13 protein-coding genes and 2 pseudogenes are annotated in these 10,806 nt (G+C 72.5%); 10 read left to right on the top strand and 5 right to left on the bottom strand.

Annotated features, from left to right (window positions below; genetic code table 11):
• Positions 1–257 (bottom strand): cbb3-type cytochrome c oxidase subunit I (locus ACIRFL_RS23005; RefSeq protein ID WP_404031290.1); only part of this gene is annotated, 257 nt, incomplete at its 3' end.
• Between the two features lie 106 nt (positions 258–363).
• Here ACIRFL_RS23005 and ACIRFL_RS23000 point away from each other — a divergent pair.
• Together ACIRFL_RS23000 and ACIRFL_RS22995 are read left to right on the top strand one after the other, a co-directional pair.
• Positions 364–870: pseudogene (locus ACIRFL_RS23000) on the top strand (RNA polymerase sigma factor); the annotation flags it as partial.
• Positions 871–1,042: 172 nt separating this feature from the next.
• The gene (locus tag ACIRFL_RS22995; RefSeq protein WP_404031288.1) at positions 1,043–2,017 is read left to right on the top strand and encodes a CU044_5270 family protein; all 975 of its coding nucleotides are present in this window, start codon (positions 1,043–1,045) and stop codon (positions 2,015–2,017) included.
• A 296-nt stretch (positions 2,018–2,313) separates the two neighbouring features.
• Here the strand turns inward: ACIRFL_RS22995 and ACIRFL_RS22990 are convergent, their stop codons facing one another.
• Positions 2,314–2,679, bottom strand: coding sequence for a nuclear transport factor 2 family protein (locus ACIRFL_RS22990; RefSeq protein WP_404031286.1), 366 nt, complete (start codon positions 2,677–2,679; stop codon positions 2,314–2,316).
• Positions 2,680–2,851: 172 nt separating this feature from the next.
• Here ACIRFL_RS22990 and ACIRFL_RS22985 point away from each other — a divergent pair, with 172 nt between their 5' ends.
• From ACIRFL_RS22985 to ACIRFL_RS22955, 7 genes are all read left to right on the top strand, one after another.
• Positions 2,852–3,145 (top strand): hypothetical protein, encoded by a 294-nt coding sequence (locus ACIRFL_RS22985; RefSeq protein ID WP_404031283.1) that lies wholly within the window; start codon positions 2,852–2,854, stop codon positions 3,143–3,145.
• Between the two features lie 137 nt (positions 3,146–3,282).
• Entirely contained in the window at positions 3,283–3,567 is a 285-nt protein-coding gene (locus tag ACIRFL_RS22980; RefSeq protein WP_404031307.1) for a metal-sensitive transcriptional regulator, read from the top strand.
• Positions 3,568–3,788: 221 nt separating this feature from the next.
• Positions 3,789–4,874 (top strand): S-(hydroxymethyl)mycothiol dehydrogenase, encoded by a 1,086-nt coding sequence (locus tag ACIRFL_RS22975; RefSeq protein ID WP_404031281.1) that lies wholly within the window; start codon positions 3,789–3,791, stop codon positions 4,872–4,874.
• The gene (locus tag ACIRFL_RS22970; protein ID WP_404031278.1) at positions 4,874–5,503 is read left to right on the top strand and encodes an MBL fold metallo-hydrolase; all 630 of its coding nucleotides are present in this window, start codon (positions 4,874–4,876) and stop codon (positions 5,501–5,503) included. Before ACIRFL_RS22975 ends, ACIRFL_RS22970 begins: the two co-directional genes overlap by 1 nt.
• Positions 5,504–5,553: 50 nt before the next feature.
• Entirely contained in the window at positions 5,554–5,922 is a 369-nt protein-coding gene (locus tag ACIRFL_RS22965; protein WP_404031275.1) for a DUF4180 domain-containing protein, read from the top strand.
• Between the two features lie 175 nt (positions 5,923–6,097).
• On the top strand, positions 6,098–6,892 hold the full coding sequence (locus tag ACIRFL_RS22960) for an SDR family NAD(P)-dependent oxidoreductase (protein WP_404031273.1): 795 nt from the start codon (positions 6,098–6,100) through the stop codon (positions 6,890–6,892).
• Between the two features lie 133 nt (positions 6,893–7,025).
• Positions 7,026–7,721, top strand: a complete 696-nt coding sequence (locus ACIRFL_RS22955; RefSeq protein WP_404031271.1) for a L,D-transpeptidase family protein — start codon at positions 7,026–7,028, stop codon at positions 7,719–7,721.
• A gap of 43 nt (positions 7,722–7,764) precedes the next feature.
• Here ACIRFL_RS22955 and ACIRFL_RS22950 read toward each other — a convergent pair.
• A pseudogene (locus tag ACIRFL_RS22950) lies at positions 7,765–8,000 on the bottom strand (gfo/Idh/MocA family oxidoreductase); the annotation flags it as partial.
• 148 nt (positions 8,001–8,148) lie between these two features.
• On the opposite strand from ACIRFL_RS22950, the gene ACIRFL_RS22945 reads away from it, so the two are divergent.
• Positions 8,149–8,334: a hypothetical protein gene (locus tag ACIRFL_RS22945; protein WP_404031268.1), complete on the top strand. Its 186-nt coding sequence runs from the start codon at positions 8,149–8,151 to the stop codon at positions 8,332–8,334.
• Positions 8,335–8,343: 9 nt separating this feature from the next.
• On the opposite strand, the gene ACIRFL_RS22940 is transcribed toward ACIRFL_RS22945, so the two are convergent.
• Together ACIRFL_RS22940 and ACIRFL_RS22935 are read right to left on the bottom strand one after the other, a co-directional pair.
• The gene (locus ACIRFL_RS22940; RefSeq protein WP_404031265.1) at positions 8,344–10,101 is read right to left on the bottom strand and encodes a SpoIIE family protein phosphatase; all 1,758 of its coding nucleotides are present in this window, start codon (positions 10,099–10,101) and stop codon (positions 8,344–8,346) included.
• Positions 10,098–10,784 carry a class I SAM-dependent DNA methyltransferase gene (locus tag ACIRFL_RS22935; protein ID WP_404031263.1) on the bottom strand — a complete coding sequence of 229 codons (687 nt, stop codon included), beginning with the start codon at positions 10,782–10,784 and terminating at the stop codon, positions 10,098–10,100. Before ACIRFL_RS22935 ends, ACIRFL_RS22940 begins: the two co-directional genes overlap by 4 nt.
• Positions 10,785–10,806 lie beyond the last annotated feature (22 nt).

The following is a 10,806-nucleotide window of genomic DNA, read 5'->3' as shown; positions in this document are numbered from 1 at the left end:
CCGGCGAACAGCGGCGTCGCGAACATCAGCAGCATGATCGTGCCGTGCATCGTGAACGCCTGGTTGAACTGCTCGTTCGACATGATCTGCAGACCTGGCCGGGCCAGCTCGGCGCGCATGAACAGCGCCATCACGCCACCCAGGCAGAAGAAACCGAACGCCGTGACGAGATACAGCGTCCCGATCGTCTTGTGATCGGTGGTCGTCAGCCATCTGACGCCCTTGATGTCGGGGATCCTGAGGTCGATGCTCTTCACACCCCGCCTGTGTCCGCACGGTCGGCGCAGGTCACACTCGAAGGACGCGACAAGAATCACGGAGCGGGGGTGTGACGATCCGGCCGGTGCCGGACACCAACCGGGCATGAGCAACGACGAGATCTTCGCCGCTGCCTATCGCGAGCACTACTGGGCGGTCACCCGCTATGTCGCACGGCGACTGGCGGGGCGTACCGACGCGGTGGAGGAAGTGGTGGCGGAGGTGTTCACGGTCGCCTGGCGCCGCCGGGCCGAACTGCCGCCCGCGCCGCTTCCCTGGCTGTACGGGGTGGCACGCAACTGCCTGGCGAACGCGGTACGCGGCTGGGGCCGCCGGCGCCGACTGGTCGACCGGCTCGGCAACGACGACGCCGCGCACCGCCGGCACATCGTGGACAGCCCCGACACGGAGGCCCCCGGCGCCTGGGTGCATGACGCGTTGGCCCGGCTCTCCCCGGCGGACCAGGAGGTGCTGCGCCTGACGACGTGGGAGGACCTCGCCGTCGACGAGGTAGCCGTCGCCCTCGGCTGCGGCACCCGGGCCGCCGCGATGCGTCTGCACCGGGCGCGGCGCCGCCTGAAAGCCGAGATCGACCGCATCCGCCCGGCCGCACCCACCGCCCCACCACCGCCCACGGACGCCCCACCACCGTCCACCGCCGGCGCACACCCGTCCCCCGCCGGCCCGTCACCGGCCCTCGCCGGTACACACCCGGCCACCGACGATGCACACCCGGCGCCGCGCCCCGCCCCCGCCGCCGCGACCCCCTCGGAGGACCACGGCCATGGCTGACGAACTCGACCTGCTGCGCCGCGCCAACCCGGTGCCGGCGAACAGCGCGCACACCGGCGACGGACCGCTGGACCAGCACGGCGAACGCGTCCTGAACCGGCTGCTGCACGACCCGCACCCCGGCCGCCGCCGTCGCCGTACCCGGCTGGCCTGGTCCCTCGCGGCCTGCGCCGTCGTCATGGCGACCGTCCTGGCCGCGCTGCTCGGCAGCACGGGCACCACCCCCGCCATCGCCGCGCCCCGCCCGCTCGTGGTAAGCCCCCACTCCGCCGCCGTACCCCTGGACCGCCTCGCCGAACTGGCCGAGGCGGCCGCCGCGGACGGCTCCCCGCGGCTGCGCAAGGGCACCCACGTGCAGACCTGGAGTCTCGGCATGAGCGACGACCGGCCGCCGATCACGCTGCCCGAGGAACGCGTCGTGCGCTGGCACCCCGACGCCAGCCGCACCGAAGTGGTCGTCGCGACCGACCCCCTCCACCCCGGCCGTCCCGTCCTCACCGACGAGGACGACGGGCCGCGCCGGGTCGCGGACGGGCAGGTGCTCAGCCGGCGGACCTACCCGCCGAGCTGGAGCGACGCCCCGCCGGAGGCAGAGCCCCCGCACGAGCCGGCTCAGTTGCGCGACTACCTCGCCGAGACCGTCCGCACCGGCACCCTGACCACGGCCGAACTCCTCGACGCCACGAAGGAGTTGCTGGACCACTGGACACTCGGTGCCCGCGAGTCGGCCGCGCTCGTACGCCTCTTCGCCGACGCCCCGGGCCTGCGACCCGCCGGCCGTGTGACGGACCGGCTCGGGCGGCCCGGCCAGGCGTATGTGTATGACGCGCACGGCGCCCGCCGGATGCTGATCCTGGATCCGGCCACCGGAACCGTGCTCGGGCTGGAGACCACCTTCCGCGTGGCCGCCCCCGAGTACGGCGTGCAGTCCGGCGACGTCATGGACTACAGCGCCTGGCTCCCCTGATCACCCGACCAGCCCCCCGGCAGCCGCAACGGTCTGCGCCAGCAACACAGCAAGCGTCACAGGCCCAACCCCAGTTGGTGGGGGTGGCGTTCAGTGGGGGTGGGGGGTTCGGGGTTTGCGTGGGGGTGGGTGGGGGCGGGTGGTGCGGAGGAGCGTTCGGAGTAGTGCCAGGGCTGCCGGGCGGCTCACGGTCAGCGTCCGGGTACGGTGTGCGCCCGGTCGGCCCCCGAATGTCGCCCGAGCCGAGAAGGTCCAGGTCAGACGGGAGGTGACCTGGACTCTCGCGGCCCTTCTCGCTACTCGTCCCATGCCTGGATCAGGATCTGCTCGGCGATCTTTCCGTCGCGCAGCGTGATCATGGACTCGGCGAGGACACGGACGCCGTCCGCGTACTCGCAGGACTCGCTGTAGGCGGCATGGTCGCCCTGCACGACGCACTGCTCCAGGTGGTGCGTCATGTCGCGGCTGTAGATGTCGTCGATCATCTCCGCGATCTGCGGCCGGCCGCGCAGGACCTTGGGGTGACTGGGCTGGGTGTGGTGGTCGACGATGCGGATCTCCGCGTCGTCCGCGTACAGCGACAGAAGGCTGTTCCCGGTGTTCCCCTCGATGCCCCGGCGCAGCGTCTCGGCGGTGAAGGCGGAGCCGGTCGCGGTGCCCATGGTGACCTCCTTCGAAGGGCCGCGGCCCGGCGAGGAGCGGGCCGTGCGGGCCCCTTCTTCGAGCGTCCTCCGCCCCGGCGGCCCCGGCAAGCGCAGTCCGGCCGCTGCGCCTCACGGGTGAGCGGCGCCGGGCGCCCGTGTCCGCCGGGTATCCGGTGCCGTTGCTGAGGACATGATCCCAACACGACGTATCGTCGCCGCCGTCGGGCTCGCCGCGGGTGTCACCGGCCTCGCCGCACCGCTCGCGCACGCGGCGCCCGCGCCCGCCCAGGACGCCGGGAAGATCAGCCCGATGGCGACGCTCGACTCGCTCGCCGTGAGCGACATCCCCGCGGCGCACCGGGGCGAGGTTCCGCGCGTCTCCGAGCAGCTGCGGGGGCTGAACGGGCTGCACGGCCTCGGGGAGCTGCACCAGGTCACCGATCTTGCGGCCCCCGTGACCGGGCTGCTGCCCGCCGTCGAGTAACCGGCCGCGCCCTGCCGGCCGACCTGGGGCCGTCCGGAAACGGGCGGCCTCGCGCATGTCCGGGATCATCCGGGACCATGGGGTGGGCGGGGAGAATAGTATACCCCTGAGGGTATACAGGGAGTGGAGGGGTGGCCGTGGAGCTGCGGTTCGAGGGTGATGAGCTGTCATCGGTGCTCAACCGGTTGCGCCGGGCGCAGGGACAGATATCGGGTGTGGTCAGGATGATCGAGGAGGGCCGCGACTGCGAGGACGTGGTCACCCAGCTCGCCGCGGCCTCGCGCGCCCTCGACCGGGCCGGTTTCGCGATCATCGCGACGGGGCTCCAGCAGTGCCTCAACGGCGAACAGGAGGCCGCCGACGGCGCCACGGCCGAGCAGATGAAGGCTCGGCTGGAGAAACTGTTCCTGTCCCTGGCGTGAGCGCTCCGCTGGGGCGCCGTCGGGCGTCTGTCGTCGGTTGTCTGCGGCGGCGTCGTGGCTGGTCGCGCCCGCGCGGCGGAGCCGCATATCGATACAGCCCCGCGCCCCTTCGGGGGCGCGGTCGCTCAGGGTTGCTCGCCTGACTTTACCGATCAGTCACGCGTAGGGTCGGAGGAGAGTCGTATCCACGGGGTACATCGACAGACAGAAGGGGCCAGGACATGGCGCAGGAAGTACGCGGCGTGATCGCACCGGGGAAGGACCAGCCGGTGCGGGTCGAGACGATCGTCGTGCCGGACCCGGGTCCGGGGGAGGCGGTCGTACGCGTCCAGGCCTGCGGTGTCTGTCACACGGACCTGCACTACAAGCAGGGCGGCATCTCGGACGACTTCCCCTTCCTGCTCGGTCATGAGGCCGCCGGTGTCGTGGAGTCGGTCGGCGAGGGCGTCACCGACGTCGCCCCCGGCGACTTCGTGATCCTCAACTGGCGTGCCGTCTGCGGCAGTTGCCGGGCCTGTCTGCGTGGCCGCCCCTGGTACTGCTTCAACACGCACAACGCGCGGCAGAAGATGACCCTGACCGACGGCACCGAACTCACCCCGGCCCTCGGCATCGGCGCCTTCGCGGAGAAGACGCTGGTCGCCGCCGGGCAGTGCACCAAGGTCGACCCGGCCGTCTCCCCGGCCGTGGCCGGCCTGCTGGGCTGCGGCGTGATGGCCGGCATCGGCGCCGCGATCAACACCGGCAACGTCGGCCGCGGCGACTCCGTGGCCGTCATCGGCTGCGGCGGCGTCGGTGACGCGGCCGTCGCCGGGTCCCGCCTGGCCGGCGCGGCCAAGATCATCGCCGTGGACATCGACGACCGCAAGCTGGCCAAGGCCCGCGCCCTGGGCGCCACCCACACCGTCAACTCCCGCGAGAGCGACCCCATCGAGGCGATCCGCGAGCTGACCGGCGGCTTCGGCGCCGACGTCGTCATCGAGGCGGTCGGCCGACCGGAGACCTACCGGCAGGCCTTCTACGCCCGCGATCTCGCCGGCACGGTCGTCCTCGTCGGCGTGCCCACCCCGGAGATGAAGCTGGAACTGCCGCTCCTGGACGTCTTCGGCCGCGGTGGCGCGCTCAAGTCCTCGTGGTACGGCGACTGTCTGCCCTCGCGGGACTTCCCCATGCTGATCGACCTGCATCTGCAGGGACGCCTCGACCTGGCGGCGTTCGTGACCGAGACCGTCCAACTCGACGAGGTGGAGAAGGCGTTCGAACGGATGCACGGCGGCGACGTGCTGCGCTCGGTGGTGGTGCTGTGATGGCCGCGCGCATCGAACGCCTCGTCACCTCCGGCCGGTTCACCCTCGACGGCGGCAGCTGGGAGGTGGACAACAACGTGTGGATCGTCGGCGACGACGAGGAGGTCATCGTCATCGACGCCGCGCACGACGCCCGCGCCATCGCCGAGGCGGTCGGCGACCGGCGGCTGACCGCCATCGTGTGCACCCACGCCCACAACGACCACATCGACGCGGCCCCCGCGCTCGCCGACCTCACCGGCGCCACCATCTGGCTGCACCCCGACGATCTGCCGCTGTGGAAGCTGACCCACCCCGACCGGGACCCGGACGAGCATCTGGTCGACGGTCAGGTGCTGGAGACCGCCGGCGCCGATCTGACCGTGCTGCACACCCCCGGCCACGCGCCGGGCGCCGTCTGCCTCTACGACCCGGGTCTCGCCACCGTCTTCACCGGCGACACCCTCTTCCAGGGCGGCCCGGGCGCCACCGGGCGCTCCTACTCCCACTTCCCGACGATCATCGCCTCGATCCGTGACCGCCTGCTGACCCTCCCGCCCGAGACGAAGGTCCTCACCGGGCACGGCGACGCCACCACGATCGGCGTCGAGGCCCCGCACCTCGAGGAGTGGATCGCGCGCGGCCACTGAGCCGGAAAATCGGGGGAACCGGCGCCGCGGCGTCCGTAGGATCGGCTGTCATGACCTCGAACACGCTGGTGACCCTGCGGGACGTACGCGTCCTGAGCTGCGCCCCCGACGGCCCGCTCCTCGACGGTGAGCGCGCGGCGCTCGATCTGATCGGGGACGCCCTCGGCCAGGAGGCGCAGCTGGTCGCGGTGCCCGTGGAGCGGATCGCGGACGAGTTCTTCCGGCTGCGCTCCGGCGTCGCGGGCGCCGTCGTCCAGAAGTTCGCCACCTACCGGCTGCGGCTCGCGGTCGTCGGCGACATCTCCGGGCACCTCGCCGGGAGCACGGCGCTGCGGGACTTCGTCTACGAGTCGAACCAGGGCGACCAGCTGTGGTTCCTGACCGACCCCGGCGAACTCGACGCCAGACTGCACCCCTAGCACCGAAGGACCGGCCCGGGGCGACGGACCAGGTGGGAACCGAGCGCGCCGATCACGACGCCCAGCAGGGCGGGCAGTAGCGGGAGGAACGCGGATGTGACCGCACGCTGTCCCGGCCAGGCGAAGGCGTGCCGGGGTCTGTCGTATCGATGGTCGCGTCCGTACGGTCGTTGCCATGACCGAACCCCAGCGCTTCGCAGGACACGCGGTTCTCGTCACGGGTGCCGCCCGTGGCATCGGTGCGGCCGTCGCCCGTCGGCTCGCCGACGAGGGCGCGCGGGTCCTGGTGACCGACCGGGACCTGCCCGAGGCGGAGCTGACCGCGGGCGTGTTGCGTGAACGCGGCCTGACGGCACGGGCGTTCGCCTGCGACGTGGCCGACCGGGCCGACGTGGAGGCCGCGGTCGCCCATGCCGTCGACGCCTTCGGCTCGCTCGACGTCCTCGTGTGCTGCGCCGCACACTGCACCCCCGACGCCCCGCTCTTCGAGGACGAGCCGGACGAGGGCTGGGCACGGGACCTGGACGTCACGCTCACCGGCGGCTTCCGCTGCTGCCGCGCCGCCCTCCCGCACCTGGCCGCCTCCGGACGGGGCGCGATCGTCCTGGTCGGCTCCGTCAACGGCATCCAGGACTTCGGCAACCACGCCTACAGCGCGGCCAAGGCCGGACTCGAATCGCTGACCCGCACCCTCGCCGGGCATGCGGCCCCGCGCGGGGTCCGGGTCAACATGGTGGTGCCCGGCACGGTGCGCACCTCCGCCTGGGAGGGGCGGGACGCCGAACTCGACGCCGTCCGCGGGCTCTACCCGCTAGGGCGGGTCGGGGAACCGGAGGACATCGCGGCTGCCGTGGCCTTCCTCGGCTCTCGTGATGCGGCCTGGATCACCGGTACCGCGTTGCGCGTCGACGGCGGACTCACCGCCGTCCACACCGGGTTCCGCGCGGCCCTGGACGGCGCGGACGGCTGACCGGACCGCGTTCACGCAGCCCGACTTCACCATTTGGTCACAACCCGAGCGGCCGCGCAACCGAAGCCGTCACACCGGGGTCTAGGTTTCCGGGACCGCGGGAGCCGCGGACGCAGCAACGGGGAGGCCCGACATGGGGCACATAGGCAGGCGCGGCGCCGCCGCGCTCGGCATCACGGGACTGGTGGCACCGCTCACCCTCGCGCTCGGCGCCGCACCGGCGCAGGCCGCGAGCTGCACCACGCAGACCGGGCCGTACCAGAAGCAGGTGGAGAAGTTCCTCGGCCGTCCGGTCGACGGAAAGCAGTCCGCCGCCGACTGCAAGGCCATCCGGGCCTTCCAGAACAAGCACGGCATCACACCCAACATCGGCTATGCGGGCCCGGTGACCTGGGGTGTGATGAACCTGATGAACAAGCAGAAGGCCGTCGGGAACAACCCGAACAAGGCAGGCAAGTGCCCGGTGAACAAGGGCCGCATCGCCTGCGTCAACCTGACGCTCCAGCTGAGCTGGATCCAGGACGGCAAGAAGCTGGTGTACGGGCCGGTCCCGGTGCGCACCGGCCGCAACGGCTACGAGACCCGCACCGGCCTGAAGAAGATCTACTGGCGGGACATCGACCACGTCTCGTCCATCTACGACGTGCCGATGCCCTACAGCCAGTTCTTCGACGGCGGTCAGGCCTTCCACTCGGTCGGCCTCAGCATGTGGAACCCGCCGGGCTCGCACGGCTGCGTCAACATGACCACGAAGGACGCCAAGAAGTACTGGTCGCTGCTGAAGAAGGGCGACGACGTCTTCGTGTACGGCCGCAAGCCGGGCACCTGAGCACACCCAGGCACCCGGCTAGCCGGTCCTCAGCTCCCCGGCGCCGGAGGGCAGGGCGCGGGTGTTCACCGCGGTCACGAAGTCGTCCTAGTGACGGGTCGTCGGGGGACAGGGCCGGTCTGGCTCCAGCAGTTGGCTGATGTCCCGCACCCCGCTCTTGTCCTGCCAGAAGGCCACCGTGGCGAGCTGTTCCGAGCCGCCGCCCGCCACCTCGAACAGCGCGGTCGCGTTGGAGACGTCGTTGTCGAACCGGCTGACCGAACGGTCGAAGACGCCGTCCCGGGGTGGGCCTGGAAAAGGGCGGCGAACTGGCCGGCGCCGGGATGAAGTGCCCTGTGATCCCGGTGGGTTGACGTGATGAGCAACACGGTCCGTTATGTCCCATATCGGGGGTACTTGCTCACCTCGTCTTCACGCCGATCGGCATATGCTTCACACCATGTCCACCACAGTTGAAGCCGCCTCCGAGCGATCGGCCGCGGAGGTCAACGAGCAGATCCGGGCCCTGTGGCTGCGGTCGGGCGGGACACTGAGCGTCGAGCAGCGCGAGGAGTACCAGCGGCTCGTCCTGGAGTGGGCCGCCGCGGTCCCGCAGTCGCCGAAGGCGGCCTGAGCGCCGCCGTCAGCTCCCCTGCCCCGATGCGGGCAGCGACTGCTCGAACCAGACCACCTTGCCCGTGCTCAGCCGGGTCGCTCCCCAGCGCAGCGCCAGCTGATCGACCAGGAACAGCCCCCGGCCGCCCTCGTCGCTCGGCTGGGCGTGCCGCAGCCTCGGCACCAGCGGCGAGTCGTCGCCGACCTCACAGCGCAGCACATCCGTGCGCAGCAGACGCAGGGTGATCGGCCGTCCGGCGAACCGCACCGCGTTCGCCACCACCTCGCCGACCAGCAGCTCCGTCTCCTCGTTCAGCACGTCAAGACCCCAGCGCTGCAGCGTGCGCCGGACGAGCCTGCGGGCCTGCCCGGCGGTGCGCGGATGCGGAGCGAGATACCAGGAGGCGACGGTCTGCGGATCGAGGCCGACGAACCGGGCGGCCAGCAGCGCGATGTCGTCGTCCCGGTCCCGCGACCCCAGGATGCCCAGCGCCTCCTCGCACAGCGTCTCCAGCGCCGGGGGCGCGGCCCCGGCGGGCCCGGCGGCCGCGGCGCGCAGCCGGTCCCGCAGCCGTTCCACCCCCGCCATCACGTCCGAGTCACGGGACTCCACGAGGCCGTCGGTGTAGAGCAGCAGGGTGGCGCCGGCGGGCGCGGACAGCTCGGTGGTCTCGAAACCCCCGGTGCCCACGCCGATCGGCGCCCCGGGCGGCACCCGGACGATCTCCGCCCGGCCGTCGGGGCGCAGCAGCAGCGGCGGCGGGTGGCCCGCGTTGGCCACCAGCAGCCGGTGGCGCACCGGATCGTAGACGGCGTACAGACAGGTCGCGATGTGCCGCCCGCCGAGCCGTTCGGCCTGTTCGTCGAGGTGGTGCAGCACCTCGTCCGGCGGCAGGTCGAGCCGGGCCAGGGTCTGCGCGACGGTGCGCAGCTGCCCCATGATCGCCGCCGAGGTCAGTGAGTGCCCCATCACATCGCCGATGACCAGCGCGACACGGTTGCCGGGCAGCGGCACCGCGTCGTACCAGTCGCCGCCGACCCGTGAGGTCCGGGAAGCGGGCAGATAGCGGCTGGCGAGCCGCACTCCCGTCGGCGCGGGCAGCGACGGCGGGAGCATCGTGCGCTGCAGCGCGTCGGCGAAGGACGCCTCGCGGCCGTACAGCACCGCCCGGTGCGCGCCGAGGGCGGTGTACGCGGCGAGCTGGGCGGCGACATACCGGTCCTCGTCGGTGAACGGCGGCCGGCCCGCCCCGCGGGTCAGGACGACGCAGCCCAGGAACCGGCCGCCGGCGCGCAGCGGGGCGACGAGCAGACGCCGTCCGTACGGTACCGGTCCGGGTGTGTCCGCCGCCGTCGGCAGCGCGCCCACCACCTCGGCGACGCCCGGGCCGTCGCCGAACACGGGCCCGCCGGCGTCGAGCAGCCCGGCGAGCCGGACGGCCGCCTCCGGCGGCGCGGTCGGACCGGACGGGGGCGGGGCCGGGACGTCCGGCGGTCGTGCGGGCGTCCGCTCGGTGGCGTACAGCCGCAGCACGGGGTCGGCGGCGGGCAGCTCCTCGCCGAACGGCAGCGGATCGCTCAGATGGACGAAGACATGGTCGGCGAAGGCCGGGACGGCGGCCTGGCACAGTTCGTACAGCGTCGCGTCGAGTGCCAGACCGCGGGAGATCCGCCCGGTCGCCTCGTCGAGGAAACGCAGCCGGTCGAACTGCGCCCCGGAGTGCTCCGGGCTGGCGTCCCGGCCGAGCCGCAGCGGACGGCGGCCGGCCCCGAGGCCCTTCGTCACCGCTCGGGCTTCCGTCTGCAGCGCAGGAAGATCTGCTCCTCCGGCTGGACGTCCGCGGAGGCCGGCGCATACGAGTAGAGGGATTCGCCGACGATGTCGAAGCCCGCCCCGTCGACCACCTCGCGCAGCTCCTCCCGCAGATAGCCGGAGACCCGGACGGTGCTGCCGATGAACGGGATCGCGAAATCGTCGACGTCGGCCTCGACCATCGACAGGGCGAACAGGCCCTGCGGGGCCAGCAGCCGGCGGACGGTCTCCAGCGCGAGCGGGATCTCCGCGCGCGGCAGCATGAGCAGGGCGAAGAACGCCACGACCGCGTCGAAGGTGCCCAGATCGCGGGGGCCGCCGGGGCGCAGGTCCGCGATGTCCAGCCGGTGGAACTCCGCCTCCGGCACGTTCGCCCTGGCCAGGTCGACCATCACCGGCGACAGGTCGACGCCGACGACCTCGAACCCCGCGTCCGCCAGCCGGCGCGCGGTGGGCCGTCCGGTGCCGCATCCCAGGTCCAGCACGCGGGCGCCGGGCGGCAGCGACCCGACCAGCCACTCGGCGGCGGCCACCTGGCCCTCCTTGTGCGGGAAGGCCTCGTCGTAGCGGTCACCGATCGCGTCGAAGGCCGCGGCCTGGCCACCGCGGTCCGGCTGTATGTCCCCGTAACCGGGCCGGCTGCTCGGGCTGCTCACGGATCATCTCCCCTTGGCGACC

The sequence above is a fragment of the Streptomyces sp. NPDC102462 genome (assembly GCF_044765425.1).
GTDB lineage: Bacteria > Actinomycetota > Actinomycetes > Streptomycetales > Streptomycetaceae > Streptomyces.
The sequence above is the reverse complement of the archived record's forward strand: the minus strand, read 5'-3'. Positions and strand labels throughout refer to the sequence as shown.

Coding starts and splice junctions, on each gene's coding strand:
- ACIRFL_RS22955 (WP_404031271.1), top strand. CDS start 7,026: ATGGGGCACATAGGCAGGCGCGGCGCCGCCGCGCTCGGCATCACGGGA.
- ACIRFL_RS22960 (WP_404031273.1), top strand. CDS start 6,098: ATGACCGAACCCCAGCGCTTCGCAGGACACGCGGTTCTCGTCACGGGT.
- ACIRFL_RS22985 (WP_404031283.1), top strand. CDS start 2,852: ATGATCCCAACACGACGTATCGTCGCCGCCGTCGGGCTCGCCGCGGGT.
- ACIRFL_RS22970 (WP_404031278.1), top strand. CDS start 4,874: ATGGCCGCGCGCATCGAACGCCTCGTCACCTCCGGCCGGTTCACCCTC.
- ACIRFL_RS22990 (WP_404031286.1), bottom strand. CDS start 2,679: ATGGGCACCGCGACCGGCTCCGCCTTCACCGCCGAGACGCTGCGCCGG.
- ACIRFL_RS22945 (WP_404031268.1), top strand. CDS start 8,149: ATGCTTCACACCATGTCCACCACAGTTGAAGCCGCCTCCGAGCGATCG.
- ACIRFL_RS22965 (WP_404031275.1), top strand. CDS start 5,554: ATGACCTCGAACACGCTGGTGACCCTGCGGGACGTACGCGTCCTGAGC.
- ACIRFL_RS22995 (WP_404031288.1), top strand. CDS start 1,043: ATGGCTGACGAACTCGACCTGCTGCGCCGCGCCAACCCGGTGCCGGCG.
- ACIRFL_RS22975 (WP_404031281.1), top strand. CDS start 3,789: ATGGCGCAGGAAGTACGCGGCGTGATCGCACCGGGGAAGGACCAGCCG.